We start from the raw sequence: 17,813 nt of genomic DNA, 5'->3' as shown, positions 1-17,813 counted from the left end.
CCTATTCCTCCAATGCCTCCACCAGCACCGTGGGCCCCCGCACCTCCACCACCCGGATGGGGGTGCCCTTGGGGATGAAGCCCCGGTTGGCCACCACGTCCACGCGCCGCCCGCCAAAGCGGGCCACGCCCCCCGGCCTCAGGTCGGTGAGGGCGGTGCCCACCGAACCCACGGCCACCGCCTCCTCCGTGGCGTGCTCGGAGATGGCGCTCTCCAGCACCAAGGCCCTGGCCGGGCGGGTCCTGGGCAGGAAGCGGAAAACGAGAAGAAGCCCTAGGCCCAGGGCGATCACCGCGATGGCGATCACCACCAGGGCGTTCTCCCCAAAGGTGAAGTAGACCGAGGCCAGGATGGCCCCCACCCCCAGGGCCCCGGCCAGGCCGAAGCCGGGGAAGAGGAAGGCCTCGGCCAGCAGGAGGGCCACCCCCAGGAAGAAGAGGAGGAGCTCAAAGGCCCCAGAAAGCCCCGCCAGCCAACCCCCAGCGAAGTAGAGGGCCAAGAAGGCCAAGCCCAGGGCCCCCATGACCCCAAAGCCGGGGGTGAAGAGCTCCAGGAGCAAGAGGAGAAGCCCCAGGGCCAGGAGGAGGCCGGCCACGGTGGAGCTGGTGAGGAAACGGGCCACCTGGACCCGGGGGCCGGGCTCGAGGCGCTCCGTCTCCGGGCTCAGGCCCGCCTGGCGCAGGGCCTCGGGCAGGCTGGCCGCGCGGAAGTCCGCCACCTTGAGCTCCACCGCCTTGTCCGCGGAGAGGGTGAGGGGCTCCCCCTTGGCCGAGAGGCCGGGGATCTCCTTGGCCGGGTCCACCATGGCCTCGGCCAGCTCCACGGGCCGCCCCCGGGCCTCGGCCACCGCGCGGAACTTGCCCTTGAGGGCGGAGATCACCTTCTGGTCCGCCGCCTGGGGCTGGCCCAGGGGCGGGGCCACCACGGGCAGGGCCGCCCCGATCTCCGAGCCGGGCAGCATGGCGATCTGGCGGCAGGAAAGGGCAATCAGGGCCCCGGCGGAGAAGGCGTTTTGCACCACGGCCAGGGTGGGCAAGGGGGTCTGGAGGATGCGGTCGGAGATGCGGATGGCGGCGTCCACCCGGCCCCCCGGGGTATCTATGAGGAAGGCCACGGCGCTCGCCCCTTCCCGTTCTGCCCGGGAGAGGGCCTGTTCCACAAAGACCGCCAGGGCCGGGTCAATCTCCCCCTGGATGGGGACCAGGTAGGTCTTGCCCCAGGCCAGGGCCAGGAGGAACCAGAGGGCGAGGAGCCTTTTCACCGCCCTCATTCTATAAGGCTTTGCCGGGGAAGAGGGGCTTAGGGCACGGTATCCTGGAAAGGATGCTGCGCCTGGCCGTGCTGGGCCATCCCGTGGCCCACTCCCTTTCCCCCGCCATGCACCGCTACGCCCTGGAGAGCCTGGGGCTTCCCGGGCGGTACGAGGCCTGGGAAACCCCCTTGGAGGCCCTTCCCGAGCGGCTTGCCCAGGTACGGCAGGGCTTCCGCGGGGTGAACCTCACCCTGCCCCTCAAGGAGGCGGCCCTGCCCCTTCTGGACTGGGTGGCCCCGGAGGCCCGGGCCATGGGGGCGGTGAACACCGTGCTCTCCCTGGAGGGCAGGCTCTTCGGCTTCAACACCGACGCCCCAGGGTTCCTGGCCGCCCTCCGGGCCGGGGGCATCCCCCTGGTTGGCCCCGCCCTGGTCCTGGGGGCGGGGGGGGCGGCCCGGGCCGTGGCCTACGCCCTCAAGGGGGCGGGGCTAAGGGTCTGGGTCTGGAACCGCACCCCGGAGAGGGCCCAGGCCCTGGCGGAAGCCCTTGGCCTGGAGGCGGTCCCCCTGGAGCGGGCCCCAGAGGCCCGCCTCCTGGTGAACGCCACCTCCGTGGGCCTCGGAGACCCCGAGGCCACCCCCCTGCCCCCGGAGCTCTTCCCCCAGGAGGGGGCGGCGGTGGACCTGGTCTACCGCCCCTTGTGGACCCGCTTCCTCAGGGAGGCCAGGGCCCGGGGCCTGAAGGTCCAGACCGGGCTTCCCATGCTGGCCTGGCAGGGGGCCCTGGCCTTCCGCATCTGGACCGGCCTCCTGCCCGACGCTGCCGGGATGGAGCGGGTGGCCCTGAAGGCCCTGGGGGAGGACTAGGCCGTGGCCCGCTTCACCCTGGCCGCCCCTTGGGAGGTCCAGAAGCTGATCCAGAAAAGCCGCTTCCTGGCCAAGGTGGCCCCCGTGGCCTCGGAGGAGGAGGCCCTGGCCTTCCTGCAAAGGCACCGAAAGCCGGAGGCCACCCACAACGTCTACGCCTACAAGCTGGGTCCTCGAAGCCGCTTTAGCGACGACGGCGAGCCCGCGGGCACCGCGGGCCGGCCCGTCCTGCAGGCCATAGAGGCCCAGAGCCTGGACCGGGTGGCGGTCCTGGTGGTGCGCTACTTCGGCGGGGTCAAGCTGGGGGCCGGGGGGCTGGTGCGGGCCTACGCCGGGGTGGCGGCGGAGGCCTTGCGGCAGGCCCCCAAGGTGCCCCTGGTGGAGCGGGTGGCCGTGCGCCTCCTGGTGCCCTTTGCCCAGGTGGGCCGGGCCTACGGGGTGCTGCGGGGCCTAGAGGTGGCGGAGGCCTACGCCCCCGAAGGGGTGCTCCTCACCTTCCTCGTCCCCCATTCCCAGGCCGAGGCCCTGGTGCGGGCCGTGGGGGAGGCCACCCGCGGCCAGGCCCGTAGAATGTGAGGGATGCTGCCCCTTTTCGCGCCCAAGGGCCGGATCCTCCTGGTGGACGGCCACCACCTGGCCTACCGCACCTTCTTCGCCCTTAAGGGCCTCACCACCAGCCGCGGGGAGCCGGTGCAGGGGGTTTATGGCTTCGCCAAGGCCCTCCTCAAGGCCCTCAAAGAGGTTAAGGGGGACGGGGATGGGGTTATCGTGGTCTTTGACGCCAAGGCCCCCTCCTTCCGCCACCAGGCCTACGGGGCCTACAAGGCGGGGCGGGCCCCCACCCCGGAGGACTTTCCCCGGCAGCTTTCCCTCATCAAGGAGCTGGTGGACCTCCTGGGCCTGGTGCGCCTCGAGGTCCCCGGGTACGAGGCCGACGACGTCCTGGCCACCCTGGCCAGGCGGGCCGAGGGGGAGGGGTACGAGGTGCGCATCCTCACCGCCGACCGGGACCTCTACCAGCTCCTTTCCGAGCGGGTTTCCATCCTGCACCCCGAAGGCCACACCATCACCCCCCAGTGGCTTTGGGAAAAGTACGGTCTACGCCCCGAGCAATGGGTGGACTACCGCGCCCTCTCCGGCGACCCTTCCGACAACCTCCCCGGGGTCAAGGGCATCGGGGAGAAGACCGCGGCCAAACTCCTCCAGGAGTGGGGAAGCCTGGAAAACCTCCTTAAGAACCTGGACCGGGTCAAGCCCCCCTCCATCCGGGAGAAGATCCAGGCCCACCTGGAGGACCTAAGGCTATCCCAGGACCTTGCCCGGGTGCGCACCGACCTGCCCCTAGAGGTGGACTTCGCCGGGCGGCGGGAGCCCGACCGGGAGGGGCTTAGGGCCTTTTTGGAGCGGCTGGAGTTCGGCAGCCTCCTCCACGAGTTCGGCCTCCTGGAAGGCCCCAAGGCCGCGGAGGAGGCCCCCTGGCCCCCGCCCCCAGGGGCGTTCGTGGGCTATGTGCTTTCCCGCCCCGAGCCCATGTGGGCCGACCTCCTGGCCCTGGCCGCCGCCCAGGAGGGCCGGGTCCACCGGGCCCCGGAGGCCCTGGCGGGGCTGAGGGCCCTGGGGGAGGTGCGGGGGCTTTTGGCCAAGGACCTGGCGGTGTTGGCCCTGCGGGAGGGGCTGGAGATCCCCCCGGGGGACGACCCCATGCTCCTCGCCTACCTCCTGGACCCCTCCAACACCTCCCCCGAGGGGGTGGCCCGCCGCTACGGGGGGGAGTGGGCGGAGGAGGCCGGGGAGCGGGCCCTCCTTGCCGAAAGGCTCCAGGCCGCCCTCTGGGCCCGCCTCGAGGGGGAGGAGAGGCTCCGCTGGCTTTACGAGGAGGTGGAAAAGCCCCTTTCCCGGGTCCTGGCCCGGATGGAGGCCACGGGGGTCCGGCTGGACGTGGCCTACCTGCAGGCCCTGGCCCTAGAGGTGGAGGGGGAGGTGCGCCGCCTGGAGGAGGAGGTCTTCCGCCTGGCGGGCCACCCCTTCAACCTGAACTCCCGCGACCAACTGGAAAAGGTGCTCTTTGACGAGCTGGGCCTCCCCGCCATCGGCAAGACCGAGAAGACGGGGAAGCGCTCCACCAGCGCCCAGGTCCTGGAGCTTTTGCGGGAGGCCCACCCCATCGTGGCCCGCATCCTGGAGTACCGGGAGCTCACCAAGCTCAAGAGCACCTACATTGACCCCCTCCCCGCCCTGGTCCACCCCAGGACGGGCCGCCTGCACACCCGCTTCAACCAGACGGCCACGGCCACGGGGCGGCTTTCCAGCTCCGACCCCAACCTGCAGAACATCCCCGTGCGCACCCCCTTGGGGCAGCGGATCCGCCGGGCCTTCGTGGCCGAGGAGGGCTGGGTCCTGGTGGCCCTGGACTACAGCCAGATTGAGCTGAGGGTCCTGGCCCACCTCTCGGGGGACGAGAACCTGATCCGGGTCTTCCAGGAGGGGCGGGACATCCACACCCAGACGGCCAGCTGGATGTTCGGCGTGCCCCCCGAGGCCGTGGACCCCCTCATGCGCCGGGCGGCCAAGACCATCAACTTCGGGGTTCTCTACGGCATGTCCGCCCACCGCCTTTCCGGGGAGCTGGCCATCCCCTACGAGGAGGCGGTGGCCTTCATTGAGCGCTACTTCCAAAGCTACCCCAAGGTGCGGGCCTGGATTGAAAAGACCCTGGAGGAAGGGCGGAGGCGCGGGTACGTGGAAACCCTTTTTGGCCGAAGGCGCTACGTCCCCGACCTCAACGCCCGGGTGAAGAGCGTGCGGGAGGCAGCGGAGCGCATGGCCTTCAACATGCCCGTGCAGGGCACCGCCGCCGACCTGATGAAGCTGGCCATGGTGAGGCTCTTCCCCCTGCTGCCAGGGGTGGGGGCCCGGATGCTCCTTCAGGTCCACGACGAGCTCCTCTTGGAGGCCCCCAAGGAGCGGGCCGAGGAGGTGGCCCGCCTGGCCCGGGAGGTGATGGAGGGGGTCTGGCCCCTGGCCGTGCCCCTCGAGGTGGAGGTGGGGATAGGGGAGGACTGGCTTGCCGCCAAGGGCTAGGGCTGGCCTGGTATAGTGCGGCGGATGAGGCGCTACTTCGGCACCGACGGGGTGCGGGGGGAGGCGGGGAAGCCCCCCCTCACCCCAGAGTTCGTCCTGAAACTGGGCCAGGCGGCGGGGGCCTACTTCCGCAAGCAGGAGGCTAGGCCCGTGGTCCTCCTGGCCAAGGACACCCGCGAGTCCTCGGACCTCCTGGAAGCGGCCCTGGCGGCGGGCCTCCTCTCCCAAGGGGTGCGGGTGGAGCACCTGGGGGTCCTGCCCACCCCCGGGGTGGCCTACCTCACCAAGGCCCTGGGGGCCACCGCCGGGGCCATGATCTCCGCCAGCCACAACCCCTACCAGGACAACGGCATCAAGTTCTTCGGCCCCACGGGGGAGAAGCTCCCCGACGAGGCCGAGGCGGAGGTGGAGGCCCTCTTGGAGGAGGCCCACCCCACCCGGGGCATCGGCACCGTGGGGGATTTCCGCGAGGCCGAGCGCATGTACCTGGACTTCCTCCTGGCCCACGCCCCCGACCTCACGGGCCTGCGCCTGGGGCTGGACCTGGCCCACGGGGCCACCTACCGCCTGGGCCCCAAGCTCTTCCAGCGGGCGGGGGCCGAGGTCATGGCCTTCTTCAACACCCCGGACGGGCGGAACATCAACAAGGGGTGCGGCTCCACCCATCCTGAGGCCCTGGCCCGCTTTGTGGTGGAGCTGGGCCTGGACCTGGGCATCGCCTTTGACGGGGACGGGGACCGGGTGCAGTTCCTGGACCGCAAGGGCCGCCTCTTCCATGGGGACCATATCCTCTACCTGGCCGCTTTGGCCTACGGGGAGCGGGGCGTGGTGGGGACGGTGATGAGCAACATGGGCCTCGAGGTGGCCCTGAAGGAACGGGGCATCGCCTTCCACCGGGCGGCGGTGGGGGACCGGTACGTCCTGGAAACCCTCAAGGCGCAGGACCTTTCCCTGGGCGGGGAGCCCTCGGGGCACGTGATCTTCCGCCGCCACCACACCACCGGGGACGGCCTCCTCACCGCCCTCCTCACCCTCAAGGCCCTGAAGGCCCTGGGGGGGGACCTGGCCGACTGGTACCAGGCCCTGCCCATGTTTCCCCAGGTCCTCCTCAACGTGCGCGTGGCCGACAAGGCCAAGGTCATGGCCCACCCCCGGCTGAAGGAGGCCCTGGAGGAGGCGGAGGCCCGGCTTGGGGGAAGGGGCCGGGTCAACGTCCGCCCCTCGGGCACCGAGCCCGTGGTGCGGGTCATGGTGGAGGCCGAGGAGGGGGCCGAGGCCCTGGCCCAGGAGCTGGCCCACCTGGTGGCGGCCCTGGACCGGGAGTAAGCTTGGGGCATGTACGGAAGGGCCCACCTGGAAGAACGCCTAAAGCGGGCCCTGGCCGAGGCCATCCAGGGCCTGGAGGACCCCAGGCTCTTCCTCCTCACCGTGGAGGCGGTGCGCCTCTCCCCGGATGGCCGGGTGCTCACGGCCTACGTGGAGGCCTTCCAGGAGGAGGCGAAGGCCCTCCAGGCCCTGGGCCACGCCAAGGGGCGGCTTCTTGCTGCCCTGGCCCGGCGGGTGCGCCTGCGCCGCCTGCCTGAGCTGGAGTTCCTGCCGTGGAGACCCTGACCCGCATAAAGGTCCGCTACGCGGAAACCGACCAGATGGGGGTGGTCCACCACGCCGTGTACCCCGTCTACCTCGAGGCCGCCCGGGTGGACTTCCTGGAGCAGGCGGGCCTGCCCTACCACCTCGTGGAGGCCCGGGGGGTGTACTTCCCCGTGGTGGAGCTGGCCCTCACCTTCCGCGCCCCCGCCCGCTTCGGGGAGGAGGTCCTGGTGCGCACCCGCCTAGCCGGGCTTTCCTGGCGGGACCTGAGCTTCGCCTACCGGGTGGAGCGGGAGGGGGTGCTTCTGGCCGAGGGGCGCACCCGCCACCTCTGCCAGGTGGGGGGGCGGGCGGGGCGCATGCCGGAAGACCTCTACAGAGCCTTGAGCGTGCTACACTTAGGGTAGCATTGTGGGCATGGACCCCTTTACCCTCTTTGAGCGCCACGTCAACCCTGGGCTGGCTGGGCTTCTGCGCTTCACGGGGCTGGACCGGGTGGAGTCCCACGCCGAAGGCCCCTACGTCTGGGACACCACGGGCAAGCGCTACCTGGACTTCCTAGGCCTCTACGGCACCCTGAACCTGGGCCACCGCCACCCCAAGGTGGTGGAGGCGGTGAAGCGGCAGCTGGACCGCATGCCCATGTCCGTCCGGGTCCTGGTCTCCGAGCCCACGGCCCGGCTGGCGGCCAGGCTGGCCGAGATCACCCCCGAGGGCCTGGAGATGGTCTTCTTCGGCAACTCCGGGGCCGAGGCGGTGGAGGCGGCCATCAAGCTGGCCCGGGCCTACACGGGCAAGCCCGGGATCGTCACCACCCAGGGGGGGTTCCACGGGAAGACCATGGGGGCCCTTTCCCTTACCCCCAAGCCCGAGTACCAGGACCCCGCCCGGCCCCTCCTGCCCGGGGTGAAGGCCGTGCCCTACGGGGACCTCGAGGCCCTGGAGGCGGCCATAGACGACCAGACCGCCGCGGTGATCGTGGAGCCCATCCAGGGGGAAGGGGGGATCCGGGTGCCCCCGGAAGGCTACCTCCGGGGGGTGCGGGAGCTGACCCGGAGGCGGGGCGTCCTGATGATCGCCGACGAGGTGCAGACCGGCCTGGGCCGCACCGGGAAGCTTTTCGGCGTGGACTGGGAAGGGGTGGCCCCCGACCTCATGACCCTGGCCAAGGCCCTGGGGGGCGGGGTGATGCCCATCGGGGCCTGCGTGGGCCGGCGGGAGATCTTTGAGGTCTTCAAGACCAACCCCCTCTACCACTCCTCCACCTTCGGCGGCAACCCCCTGGCGGCGGCGGCGGCCCTGGCGGCCATTGAGGTTACCCTGGAGGAGCGCCTGCCCGAGCGGGCCCTGGAGGTGGGGGGCTACCTGATGGAGGGCCTGAAGGGCCTGCAAAGGGAGCACCCCGCCCTCATCCAGGAGGTGCGGGGCCGGGGGCTGATGCTGGGGGTGGAGTTCACCGATGCCGACATCGGGGCCCTGGTGGTGGCCGAGCTGGCCGAAAGGGGGGTCATCACCGCCTTTGGCCTCAACAACCCCAAGGTGGTGCGCCTCGAGCCCCCCCTGATCATTGGCCGGGAGCACGCGGACGAGGCCCTTTCCGCCTTCTCCGAAAGCCTGAAGGCCACGGAGAAGGCCCTGGAAGGCCTTCTAGGATAGAATGCAGGAAACCTTACTGGAGTTTTTCAAGAAGACCGGCAAACCCCACCGCCTGGAGGAGATCCTCCGGCGCTTCGGCTTGGAGAAACGGGAGGCCAAGGCCTACCTGAAGGCCCTGGTGCGGGAGGGCCTTCTGGAGAAAAAGGGGAGCCAGTACTTCCTCCCCGCCAAGGTCCAGGGGCCCATCAGCCTCCACCGGGACGGGTACGGCTTCGTACGCCTCCCCGAGGGGGACCTCTTCATCCCCCCGGGCTACACCCTAGACGCCTGGCCCGAGGACGTGGTGGAGGCCCGCCTCATGCCCCCAGGCCGGGACGGGAGGCCCTGGGGCGCGGTGGAGCGGGTGGTGCGGCGGGCCCGGGAACGGGTGGTGGGCACCCTGGACTTCCGCCGGGGCTACGCCCTCCTCCTCCCCGACGAGCCCGGCCTGCCCGAGCTCAGGCTCCTTCCCGAGGGCCTGGAGGGCCTGGAGCGGGGAAGCCGCATCCTGGTGCGGGTCCACTACGGGAAGCGCCCCTACGGGGAGTTCCTGGAGTACCTGGGCAAGGGGGAGGCCCCGGAGACGGAGACCGAGGCGGTCATCGCCAAGTACGGCCTGCGGGCCGCCTTCCCTGAGGAGGTGCTGAAGGAGGCCGAGGCCATCCCCCTGGAAATCCCCGAGGAGGAGCTTGGGCGGCGGGAGGACTTCCGCGCCCTTAGGGTCTTCACCATAGACGGGGTGGACGCCAAGGACTTTGACGACGCCATCCACATTGAGCGCCTCCCCAAGGGCTTCCGCGTAGGGGTCCACATCGCCGACGTTTCCCACTACGTGCGGGAGGGAAGCCCCTTGGACCAGGAGGCCTTCTTGCGGGGGACCAGCGTCTACCTGCCGGGAAGGGTCTTGCCCATGCTCCCCGAGCGCCTTTCCAACGGCGTCTGCTCCCTGAAGCCCGGGGAGGACCGCCTGGTGCTCTCCGCCCTCTTTGAGCTGGGGGAGGACCTTAAGGTGAAGCGGGTGCGCTTCGTTGAGGGGGTCATCCGCAGCGTGGCCCGCCTGACCTACACCGAGGTGGAGGCCTTCGCCGAGGGGTTTGGCCTCCCCGAAGCGCACGCCTTTTTGGCCGAGGACCTCTCCCTCCTTCTGGACCTCACGGCCAGGCTGCGGCAAAAGCGCCTCGAGGCCGGGGCCCTAGACTTCAGCTTCCCCGAGGTGAAGGTGGAGGTGGAGGACGGCACCCTTCACCTCATCCCCCAGCAGGAGCCCCGGGCCCGGAGCCTCATTGAGGAGCTCATGCTGCTTGCCAACCGGGCCGTGGCCGAACATCTGGTGAAGAAGGGCCTTCCCGCCCTCTTCCGCGTGCACGAGGAGCCCCTGGAGGAGGCCTACGCCAAGCTCCGCCAGGCCCTGGCCCGGCTGGGCTACAGCCTCCCGGAAGCGCTTTCCCCCAAGGCCCTGCAGGGGGTGTTGCTGGAGGCTAAGGGCCGGCCCGAGGAGCCGGTGGTGGCGGGGTTGGTCCTGCGTTCCCTGCGCCTCGCCCGCTACGCCGCCGAGAACCTGGGCCACTTCGGCCTGGCCATGGAGCACTACCTCCACTTCACCAGCCCCATCCGCCGCTACCCAGACCTGGTGGTGCACCGGGTGCTGAAGGCCGCCCTCAGGCGCACCCTTACCCCGGCCAAGAAGGCCCGCTGGCTGGAAACTTTCCCCAGCGTGGCCGAGCACGCCTCCGAAAGGGAGCGCAAGGCCGAGGCCGCCGAGCGGGAGCTCACCAAGTACTACATGGCCCGCTGGGCCGAGCTGCACCTGGGGCAGCGCTTCACGGGCAACGTGACGGGGGTGGCCAGCTTTGGGGCTTTCGTGATGCTGAAAAACGGGGTGGAGGGGCTGGTGCGCCTCGAGGCCCTGGGGCCTTACACCTACAGCGAGGAGGCCATGGCCCTTCTGGGCCCCAAGGGGCGGCGCATCCGCTTGGGGGACGAGCTGGAGGTGGTGGTGGCCGGGGCCAACCCCAGGCTTCGGCAGGTGGATTTTGTGCCCTTCAGGGAAGAGGAAAAACCCGCTTACGCCGAGGGACCCGCAAAGGAACAACCCCCCGCCAAGAGGGGGAGGAAGGAGGTAGGCATGCGCAAGGTGGTAGGACCGCCCAAGGAGCGACACCGGGACGACCGCCCGGAGCGGGCCACGGTGCACACCGTGTACTTCGGGGAGTGGCAGCCCAAGGAAGAGCGCCGGACGGAGCCCGCGCCCACCCGGCCTAAGCGGCGCCGCAGGCGGCGCTAAGCGGAAAAATTACGCCTGAACCTGCTAGTTTGCCTCTAGGAGGTTTTTCTTTTGCTTTTTGCTCGTTGCTATACCCAAACGCCTTTTTTGACGGAACAGGCACTTTTCTCGCTTTACCAAAGCGAAGCGATGTCCCAAAGGGAGCTGAAGGGGCAAACTTGTACCTGGTATACCGTTCCAGTAAGGTGGTAGAATAGGGGTGCCTGGAAGCCCAGGCGGGCATCTTGACAAGCAGTTCTTGCCTTACCCAAGGGCAATATGCGCTTTAGAGTTCTTATCGGCCCCTTCTCCTGCGGCTTGCCAACGGCCCAAACCCCGCAAAACCCCCGTTATACGGCGTGTGTATATTCCAAGCTTCATCTTTCTCACAAACCCCCCCTCTAAGAACCCCGTCCTGGACGGGATTATGAGAGGGGTACCGTTGCAAAAGTGGCTTCCCCGTAAGGGGATTGCGACGAGGCCCTCCCTCTCACGATCCACCCCAGCTTGCCCTTGGTTGCAAAAGTGGCTTCCCCGTAAGGGGATTGCGACCCACCCCGGCCCCATCCCAGGCTCAGGAGCGTGGACAAGTTGCAAAAGTGGCTTCCCCGTAAGGGGATTGCGACTCCTTCCCCTTAGCGGGGGCCCCCTTCTTCTGTGGAACAGGTTGCAAAAGTGGCTTCCCCGTAAGGGGATTGCGACGGCAGGCGTAGCCTCCAGGTTTCCGGCCTTCTCCCCTACCTGTTGCAAAAGTGGCTTCCCCGTAAGGGGATTGCGACTCGTAGCGCGTGGGGGGAAGGGGGACCTTGAGGAGGCGCCGGTTGCAAAAGTGGCTTCCCCGTAAGGGGATTGCGACTAGCCGGTGGGGCCGGAAAACGACCCCACCCTTACCTCGCCGGTTGCAAAAGTGGCTTCCCCGTAAGGGGATTGCGACAGCTCCCTTATCCGCCTGCCTATCTCTACCATCACTACTAGTTGCAAAAGTGGCTTCCCCGTAAGGGGATTGCGACCATGATGTGGTATTCGCCCACATGCCCCGTCGGACCGGGGTTGCAAAAGTGGCTTCCCCGTAAGGGGATTGCGACCACTCCCGCTCCCCCCGCAGGAGGGCGTATCGTGCCGTTGCAAAAGTGGCTTCCCCGTAAGGGGATTGCGACCCCTCCATTTTGGATGGTGTAGCGAAGCCACCATCCGGGTTGCAAAAGTGGCTTCCCCGTAAGGGGATTGCGACACACGATGGCCGCCAAGTTGAGTTTCTTCATGGGTTGCAAAAGTGGCTTCCCCGTAAGGGGATTGCGACGGCTCCGGGATGGTGGCGGCCCTCGGCCTGATGAACCGGATGTTGCAAAAGTGGCTTCCCCGTAAGGGGATTGCGGTACCCCAAACGCAGAGCGGCCCCCTGGGGGGCCGCGGTTTGTTTTTGTTTTGGGGCTGGCCTTTAGAAGGCCAGGGTACCCGCCCCCACGGCGGAGAGGGTGGCGGCTTCCAGGTCCAGGCGGTAGGCCAGCACCTGCCCCCGGCGCCCCCTGAGGAGGGGGGCCAGGCTTGCCACCACCTCCGTGGCGTCTAGGCGGGTGGGGTTGGCCCCCAAGCGGGCCAGGGCTGCCTCGGGCTCCCCTTGGGCCAGCCCTTCCAGAAAGCCCAGGTCCCGCTTCCGGGCCTCCTCGGCCAGGGAGCGGGAAAGGGGCGGGTCCCCAAAGCGGGGCCCCACGTGGGAGAGGTCCACGGCCAGGACCAAAAGCCCGGGGTAGTCCCGCAGGACCACCTTGAGGGCCTCCCCCAGCTCGGGGCTCCGCCTTCCCACCAAAAGGGGAAGGAACCGGGCTTCAGGGTAGGCCCCCTTGAGGAAAAGAAGGGGCAGTTCCAGGCTGTGCTCCTCCCGGAAGGCCAGGGGGGTATTGAAAAGCTCAAAGGGCAGGAGGGCGTCCAGGGCCTGGAGGGCTTCCAGGTCGGGTAGGGCGGGGCCGAAGGGGGTCTGGAAGGGCACGGGCAGGGCCGCGGCCCGCTCCTTCAGGGGGCGGTGGGCCACCCCCACCAGGTAGACCCGTTCCGGGGGCGGGGTCTTCTCCAGGGCCGCCAGGGCCGCCCCATAGGCCTCGGGCACCCGGCTGGGCTCCAGGTGGGGCAGGAGGAGGACCTCGGCCCCTACCCCTTCCCCGGTGAAGCTGGCCCGGAAGGCTTCCAAAAAGGCCCGGGCTTCCCCCTCCCCTTCGGGGTAGGAAATCCCCGCCAGGCGCATGGGCCGCTCCCGCTTGAGCTTTTCTTCCTCCTCCTTGAGCCTTTGCTCCACCCCCTCGGTGAGGAGAAGGCCCGCCTCCTCCAGGGCCCGGGCCAGGCCCTCCAGCTCCTCCATGGGCACCAAGACCCCATGGGCCCTGAAGACCTCCTCCTGCACCTCCCGCAGGGTCCTCCCCTCCATCAGGGAGAGGAGGAAAAGCCCCCCCTCGGTGAGGGCCAGGGGCTTCGGGAAGACGCCGTAAGGGTCGGTGAGGATGAACCCCCCCTCCACCCGGGCGATCTGGGGTTCACGTAGCCGTAGCTTCCCTTCCACCTTTCCAATATAGGAGGAAAGCCGCCGCCTCCTCCCGGTTCCGCACCCGCCCTTCCGCCTGGGCCAGGAGGAGGGCCTCCAGGGCCTGGCCCACCTCGGGCCCGGGCTTCAGCCCCAAGAGGGCCATGGCCTCCTCCCCGGAGAGGAGGGGGCGCTCGGGCAGGGGTTCGGCCAGGGCCTCTTGGTAGTCCTCTAGAAGGGTCCAGGCCTCCCCCTCCACCCCCCGGGCGGCCAGGCGGTCGGCGGCCATGAGGTAGGGGAGGTCGGGCAGAAGCCCCTTGCGCCGCAGGTAAAAGCGGCGCAGGGCCCTGGCCTCTTCCGGGGGGTGGTCCATGTGGCGGCGCACCAGCTCCCGCACCCCCTCGGCCACCTCCTTGGGAAAGCGGAGCCACAGGAGGCTGGCGTGGGCCACCTCCGCCCCCACCTCGGCGTGGCCCAGGAAGCGGAACCGCCCCACCTCGGGGTCAAAGCGGCGGGTCAGGGGTTTGCCCACATCGTGGTAGAGGGCGGCCAGGCGGGCCCTTAGGGGGGCTTCGGGCCAGAGCCACCCCAGGTGGAAGAGGACGGAAAGGGTGTGCCGCCAGCCGTCCAGGTGGTGCACCCCGCCCTGGTGCAGGCCCCAAAGGGGCTTGAGTTCCGGCAGGTAGACCTCCAGGAGCCCGGTTTCCCCTAAGGTGTGGAACCCCCAGGCCGCCCGGGGGGAGAGGAGAAGGCGGGCCAGCTCCTCCCGCACCCGTTCCCGGGCGGGGAGGGCTTCGGGGTGGGCAAGGAGAAAGCGGGCGTGGCGGCGGAGGGCCTCCCGGGTGGCCCGGGGCAGGCCCAGGCCCAAAGTGGCCGCCAGGCGGACGGCCCTAAGGCTCCGCAGGTGGTCCTGGTACAGGTTTTCCTCGGCCACGGGCCGGAGGAGGCGTTTTGCCAGGTCCTCCTCCACCCCGGCCAGGCCGAAGACCCGCCCCCGGCGCCAAAGCAGGGCGTTGAGGCGGAAGTCCCGCCGGCTCAGGTCCTCCTCGAGGGTGCCCTCCACGGGGGCGAAGTCCAGGGTGCTGCTCCCCACCACCAGGCGGTACTGGCCCCGGGCCTCATCCAGGGGAAAAAGGCTTCCTCCCAGGCGCCTTTGGGCTTCCTCTGCGGCCCGCAAGGGGTCTTGGGCGGCGAAGTCCAGGTCCTTGGGCCGCCGCCCGAGGAGAAGGTCCCGCACCGCGCCCCCCACGGGGTAGGCCCCCTTGGGGGTATAAAAGGGGAAGTCAAGATGGGCGATGAGGCGAAGCACCCCATCATTATCGGCATCACCGGGAACATCGGCAGCGGCAAAAGCACCGTAGCCCGCTTCCTCCGGGCCTGGGGCTACCCGGTCCTGGACCTGGATGGGCTGGCGGAACGGGCGCGGGAGAGGCGGAAGGAGGAGCTGAAGCGCCTTTTCCCCGGGGCCTTCCGGGGGGAGGAGCTGGACCGCAGGGCCCTGGCCCAGGAGGTCTTCGCCGACCCCAAGAGGCTACAGGCCCTGGAGGCGGTCCTCCACCCCGAGATCCGCCGCCTCCTGGAGGAGGAGGTGGCCCGCCTCGAGGCCCCCCTCCTCTTTCTGGAAATCCCCCTTCTCTTTGAAAAGGGGTGGGAGGGGAGGCTGGCGGGGACCCTCCTGGTGGCCGCCCCCCTGGAGGTGCGCCTGGAGCGGGCCATGGCCCGCTCGGGCCTTTCCCGGGAGGAGGTCCTGGCCCGGGAGCGGGCCCAGATGCCCGAGGAGGAGAAGCGGAAGCGGGCCACCTGGGTCCTGGAGAACACGGGGAGCCTGGAGGACCTCGAGGCCGGCCTAAGGGAGATCCTTTCCGACATCCGGGCCCGGTTTGGGGTAAGGTAGGGCCATGCGCGTGGCCTTGGTTTCGGGTGCCAGCCGGGGGATCGGGGAGGCCATCGCCCGGCACCTCCACGCCCGCGGCTACCGGGTGGGCCTCCTGGCCCGGGATGGGGAGCGGCTTGGTGCCCTGGCGGCGGAGCTGGGGGAAGGGGCCTTGCCCCTCCCCGGGGATGTGCGCCGCCTGGGGGACTGGGAAAGGGCGGTGGCCCGGGTCCTCGAGGCCTTTGGCCGGCTGGACGCCCTGGTGAACAACGCCGGCATCGGCATCATGAAGCCCCTGGAGGAGCTTTCCGAGGCCGAGTTCCGCGAGGTCTTGGAGGTGAACCTCTTAGGCCCCTTCCTGGGCCTCAAGGCGGCCCTGCCTGCCCTCCTGGCCTCCCGGGGGGTGGTGGTGAACGTGGCCAGCCTGGCGGGCAAGCACCCCTTCAAGGGCGGGGGGGCCTACAACGCCAGCAAGTTCGGCCTCCTGGGCCTCATGGGGGCGGCCCTGCTGGAGCTGAGGGAGAAGGGGGTGCGGGTGGTGAACCTGCTTCCGGGCTCGGTGGACACCGGCTTTGCCGGCAACACCCCCGGGGCTTCCTGGAAGCTCGCCCCAGAGGATGTGGCCCAGGCGGTCCTCTTCGCCCTGGAGATGCCGGAAAGGGCCTTGGTGAGCGAAATGGAACTCCGGCCCACCCAGGTTCCCGCCAAGGGAGGGTAGGCTTTGGCCATGGCCCTTCCCCCCAAACTCCAAGCGGCCTTGGACCTCCTCCGGGCCATGCCCAAGGAGCTCAAGACCCAGGTCCTCCTGGACTACGCCAAAAAGGTCCCCACCCCTCCCAAGGAGGTGGAGCTGGAGCGGGTGCACGAGTGCCAGACCCCCTTCTTCCTCAAGGCCTGGGTGGAGGAGGGGAGGGTGCGCCTCCACTTCTTCGTCCCCGACGAGGCCCCCACGGTGAAGGCCTTTGCCGGCCTCCTCAAGGAGGGCCTGGAAGGGGAGCCTCCGGAGGCCGTCCTGGCCGTCCCTCCGGGCTTCTACCGGGGGGCAGGGCTGGAGGACCTCCTCACCCCCTTGCGGCTTAGGGGCCTCGAGGCGGCTCTCCTCCGCCTCCAGGAACAGGTGCGCAAGAGCCTCTGATGTTCCTGGCCCTCCTTCTCGGCTACTTCCTGGGCAGCTTCCCCGTGGCCTACTGGTTCGGGGCCCTAAGGGGGCGGAACGTCCTAAGGGAGGGCTCCGGCAACCCTGGGGCCCTGAACGCCTACCGCCTTCTGGGCCCGGTGCCCGGCCTCATGGTCCTCTTCCTGGACCTCTTCAAGGGCCTCCTGGCCGTGGCCCTGGGGGAAGGGGCAGCGGGAAGCCCCCTGGGGGGGCTTCTGGGCGGGGTGGGGGCGGTCTGGGGGCACGCTTTTTCCCCCTGGCTCCTTTTCCGTGGGGGCAAGGCCCTGGCCACGGGGGCGGGGGTATTGCTGGCCGTGGACCCCCGGATCCTCCTCCTGGCCCTCCTCCTTTTCGCCCTCCTTTACCTCCTTTCCCGCCGGCCCTACCGCTCGGCCCTGGCCGTGGCCCTGGCCCTGCCCCTGCTTTCCACCCTCCTGGGCCACGCCCTTCCCCACCTCCTCTTTGGCCTTGGGGTAGGGCTTCCCGTGGCCCTGCGCCACCTCAAGGACTGGGACCGCTAGTAGGGCAGGGGCCAGGTGCGGAAGTAGTTGCGGATCCGGCCCCATAGCCCCACCAGCCCCAGGGGCTCGAGGATGAGGAAGAAGAGGATGAGGAGGCCGAAGATCACGTTGCGCCAGGCGGCCAGGGCGGCGGCGTACTGGGGGCCCAGGGCCCCCACGTAGCTGTTGAGCACCTCGGGGATGAGGAGGACGAAGAAAGCCCCCAGCACCGCCCCCAGGACCGTCCCCGCCCCGCCCACGATCACCATGGCCAGGTACTGGATGCTCACGGAAAGGGGGAAGTACTCCGGGGTCACCGCCTTGTAGAGCTGGGCCAAAAGCCCCCCGGCCACCCCAGCGTAAAAGGCGGACAGGGCGAAGGCCAGAAGCTTCACCCGGGTGAGGTCCACCCCCGCCACCCGGGCGGAGAGGTCGTTGTCCCGCACGGCCATGAAGGCCCGCCCGGCCCGGGTCATGAGGAGGCGCTTGCCATAGAAGAAAAGGGGCAGGGCGAAGAGGAGGAGGAGGTACCAAAGCCGCTCTGGGGAGTCCAAGGGAAGGCCCAAAAGCTCGGGCGGTGGCAGGGTGCGGCCCCGGATCCCCCCGGTCACCGCCTCCCAGTTCTTGAAGACGTAGTCCGCCAGGAACTGGAAGGCTAAGGTGGCGATGGCCAGGTAGACCCCCTTGATGCGCAAGGAGGGAAGGGCGAGGACCAGCCCCAGTAGGGCAGCGATCCCCCCGCCCAGCAGGATGCCCAAGGGGGCCAAGGGGCCGAAGAGGTGGCTGGCGGCGTAGGCCCCCACCCCCATGAAGGCCGCATGCCCCAAGGAGATCTGCCCCGCCCCCCCCACCAGGAGGTGGAGGCCCAGGGCGGAAAGGGCCCCGATCCCCACCAGGGTGGCCACGTACATGGGGTAAGGCCCCAGGAAGAGGGGCAGGAGGAAGAGGAGGACCAGGAAGAGGAAAAGGGCCACCCGGCCCAGGGGGGTGCTGGCGTAGGCCTCGTCCTCCCGGTAGGTTTCCCGCACCGCCCGGGCGTAGCGGCGGCTGAAGGCATCGGCCAGGTGCTTGGCCAGGGCGTACAC

At 69.6% G+C, this 17,813-nt stretch carries 16 protein-coding genes and 1 CRISPR repeat array; of the genes, 12 read left to right on the top strand and 4 right to left on the bottom strand.

Translation table 11 applies throughout. From position 1 onward, the window contains the following. Nucleotide 1: 1 nt before the first annotated feature. Complete coding sequence (locus TCCBUS3UF1_RS07075; RefSeq protein ID WP_155983275.1) at nt 2–1,270, bottom strand: nodulation protein NfeD; 1,269 nt, start codon at nt 1,268–1,270, stop codon at nt 2–4. 53 nt (nt 1,271–1,323) lie between these two features. On the opposite strand from TCCBUS3UF1_RS07075, the gene aroE reads away from it, so the two are divergent. From aroE to rnr, 8 genes are read left to right on the top strand one after another with little or no spacing between them, the layout of a single operon-like run. Continuing rightward, a complete protein-coding gene (gene aroE, locus TCCBUS3UF1_RS07070) occupies nt 1,324–2,118 on the top strand; it encodes a shikimate dehydrogenase (RefSeq protein ID WP_041434001.1) in 795 nt (264 codons plus the stop codon). A gap of 3 nt (nt 2,119–2,121) precedes the next feature. Beyond that, nucleotides 2,122–2,694 (top strand): YigZ family protein, encoded by a 573-nt coding sequence (locus tag TCCBUS3UF1_RS07065; RefSeq protein ID WP_014515830.1) that lies wholly within the window; start codon nt 2,122–2,124, stop codon nt 2,692–2,694. Nucleotides 2,695–2,697: 3 nt separating this feature from the next. Then, nucleotides 2,698–5,199, top strand: a complete 2,502-nt coding sequence (gene polA / locus TCCBUS3UF1_RS07060) for a DNA polymerase I (RefSeq protein WP_014515829.1) — start codon at nt 2,698–2,700, stop codon at nt 5,197–5,199. Nucleotides 5,200–5,223: 24 nt separating this feature from the next. Further along, nucleotides 5,224–6,525, top strand: a complete 1,302-nt coding sequence (gene glmM, locus TCCBUS3UF1_RS07055; protein WP_014515828.1) for a phosphoglucosamine mutase — start codon at nt 5,224–5,226, stop codon at nt 6,523–6,525. Nucleotides 6,526–6,534: 9 nt separating this feature from the next. After that, nucleotides 6,535–6,810, top strand: a complete 276-nt coding sequence (locus TCCBUS3UF1_RS07050; RefSeq protein WP_014515827.1) for a ribosome-binding factor A — start codon at nt 6,535–6,537, stop codon at nt 6,808–6,810. Then, on the top strand, nt 6,798–7,196 hold the full coding sequence (locus tag TCCBUS3UF1_RS07045; RefSeq protein WP_014515826.1) for a thioesterase family protein: 399 nt from the start codon (nt 6,798–6,800) through the stop codon (nt 7,194–7,196). The genes TCCBUS3UF1_RS07050 and TCCBUS3UF1_RS07045 overlap by 13 nt, the downstream gene beginning before the upstream one ends. A 4-nt stretch (nt 7,197–7,200) precedes the next feature. Beyond that, entirely contained in the window at nt 7,201–8,445 is a 1,245-nt protein-coding gene (locus tag TCCBUS3UF1_RS07040) for an aspartate aminotransferase family protein (RefSeq protein ID WP_014515825.1), read from the top strand. 1 nt (nt 8,446) lies between these two features. Then, nucleotides 8,447–10,708 (top strand): ribonuclease R, encoded by a 2,262-nt coding sequence (gene rnr / locus TCCBUS3UF1_RS07035; protein ID WP_014515824.1) that lies wholly within the window; start codon nt 8,447–8,449, stop codon nt 10,706–10,708. A 420-nt stretch (nt 10,709–11,128) separates the two neighbouring features. After that, nucleotides 11,129–12,064: a CRISPR direct-repeat array (repeat unit 36 nt; unit sequence GTTGCAAAAGTGGCTTCCCCGTAAGGGGATTGCGAC). 61 nt (nt 12,065–12,125) lie between these two features. Here the strand turns inward: rnr and amrB are convergent. Further along, a complete protein-coding gene (amrB, locus tag TCCBUS3UF1_RS07030; RefSeq protein ID WP_014515823.1) occupies nt 12,126–13,238 on the bottom strand; it encodes an AmmeMemoRadiSam system protein B in 1,113 nt (370 codons plus the stop codon). Beyond that, on the bottom strand, nt 13,213–14,508 hold the full coding sequence (locus TCCBUS3UF1_RS07025) for an HDIG domain-containing metalloprotein (RefSeq protein ID WP_014515822.1): 1,296 nt from the start codon (nt 14,506–14,508) through the stop codon (nt 13,213–13,215). Before TCCBUS3UF1_RS07025 ends, amrB begins: the two co-directional genes overlap by 26 nt. On the opposite strand from TCCBUS3UF1_RS07025, the gene coaE reads away from it, so the two are divergent. From coaE to TCCBUS3UF1_RS07005, 4 genes are read left to right on the top strand one after another with little or no spacing between them, the layout of a single operon-like run. Next, entirely contained in the window at nt 14,488–15,093 is a 606-nt protein-coding gene (gene coaE, locus TCCBUS3UF1_RS07020) for a dephospho-CoA kinase (protein WP_014515821.1), read from the top strand. The genes TCCBUS3UF1_RS07025 and coaE overlap by 21 nt on opposite strands. A 4-nt stretch (nt 15,094–15,097) precedes the next feature. Beyond that, entirely contained in the window at nt 15,098–15,790 is a 693-nt protein-coding gene (locus tag TCCBUS3UF1_RS07015) for an SDR family oxidoreductase (protein WP_014515820.1), read from the top strand. A gap of 9 nt (nt 15,791–15,799) precedes the next feature. Further along, complete coding sequence (locus TCCBUS3UF1_RS07010) at nt 15,800–16,207, top strand: SufE family protein (protein ID WP_041433999.1); 408 nt, start codon at nt 15,800–15,802, stop codon at nt 16,205–16,207. Next, nucleotides 16,207–16,749: a glycerol-3-phosphate acyltransferase gene (locus TCCBUS3UF1_RS07005; protein WP_014515818.1), complete on the top strand. Its 543-nt coding sequence runs from the start codon at nt 16,207–16,209 to the stop codon at nt 16,747–16,749. The genes TCCBUS3UF1_RS07010 and TCCBUS3UF1_RS07005 overlap by 1 nt, the downstream gene beginning before the upstream one ends. On the opposite strand, the gene TCCBUS3UF1_RS07000 is transcribed toward TCCBUS3UF1_RS07005, so the two are convergent. Beyond that, nucleotides 16,746–17,813 carry a branched-chain amino acid ABC transporter permease gene (locus TCCBUS3UF1_RS07000; RefSeq protein WP_014515817.1) on the bottom strand — a complete coding sequence of 356 codons (1,068 nt, stop codon included), beginning with the start codon at nt 17,811–17,813 and terminating at the stop codon, nt 16,746–16,748. The two genes, TCCBUS3UF1_RS07005 and TCCBUS3UF1_RS07000, sit on opposite strands and share 4 nt — an antisense overlap.

Origin of the sequence: Thermus sp. CCB_US3_UF1, assembly GCF_000236585.1 — a bacterium.
Lineage (GTDB): Bacteria > Deinococcota > Deinococci > Deinococcales > Thermaceae > Thermus.
Note: the sequence above shows the minus strand (reverse complement) of the source record. Positions and strands in the feature narration are given on the sequence as shown.

Excerpts from the sequence above, each read along its gene's own strand:
- TCCBUS3UF1_RS07010 (WP_041433999.1), top strand. The coding sequence starts at position 15,800 with ATGGCCCTTCCCCCCAAACTCCAAGCGGCCTTGGACCTCCTCCGGGCC.
- rnr (WP_014515824.1), top strand. The coding sequence starts at position 8,447 with ATGCAGGAAACCTTACTGGAGTTTTTCAAGAAGACCGGCAAACCCCAC.
- TCCBUS3UF1_RS07015 (WP_014515820.1), top strand. The coding sequence starts at position 15,098 with ATGCGCGTGGCCTTGGTTTCGGGTGCCAGCCGGGGGATCGGGGAGGCC.
- aroE (WP_041434001.1), top strand. The coding sequence starts at position 1,324 with ATGCTGCGCCTGGCCGTGCTGGGCCATCCCGTGGCCCACTCCCTTTCC.
- TCCBUS3UF1_RS07050 (WP_014515827.1), top strand. The coding sequence starts at position 6,535 with ATGTACGGAAGGGCCCACCTGGAAGAACGCCTAAAGCGGGCCCTGGCC.
- glmM (WP_014515828.1), top strand. The coding sequence starts at position 5,224 with ATGAGGCGCTACTTCGGCACCGACGGGGTGCGGGGGGAGGCGGGGAAG.
- polA (WP_014515829.1), top strand. The coding sequence starts at position 2,698 with ATGCTGCCCCTTTTCGCGCCCAAGGGCCGGATCCTCCTGGTGGACGGC.
- coaE (WP_014515821.1), top strand. The coding sequence starts at position 14,488 with ATGGGCGATGAGGCGAAGCACCCCATCATTATCGGCATCACCGGGAAC.
- TCCBUS3UF1_RS07075 (WP_155983275.1), bottom strand. The coding sequence starts at position 1,270 with ATGAGGGCGGTGAAAAGGCTCCTCGCCCTCTGGTTCCTCCTGGCCCTG.
- TCCBUS3UF1_RS07005 (WP_014515818.1), top strand. The coding sequence starts at position 16,207 with ATGTTCCTGGCCCTCCTTCTCGGCTACTTCCTGGGCAGCTTCCCCGTG.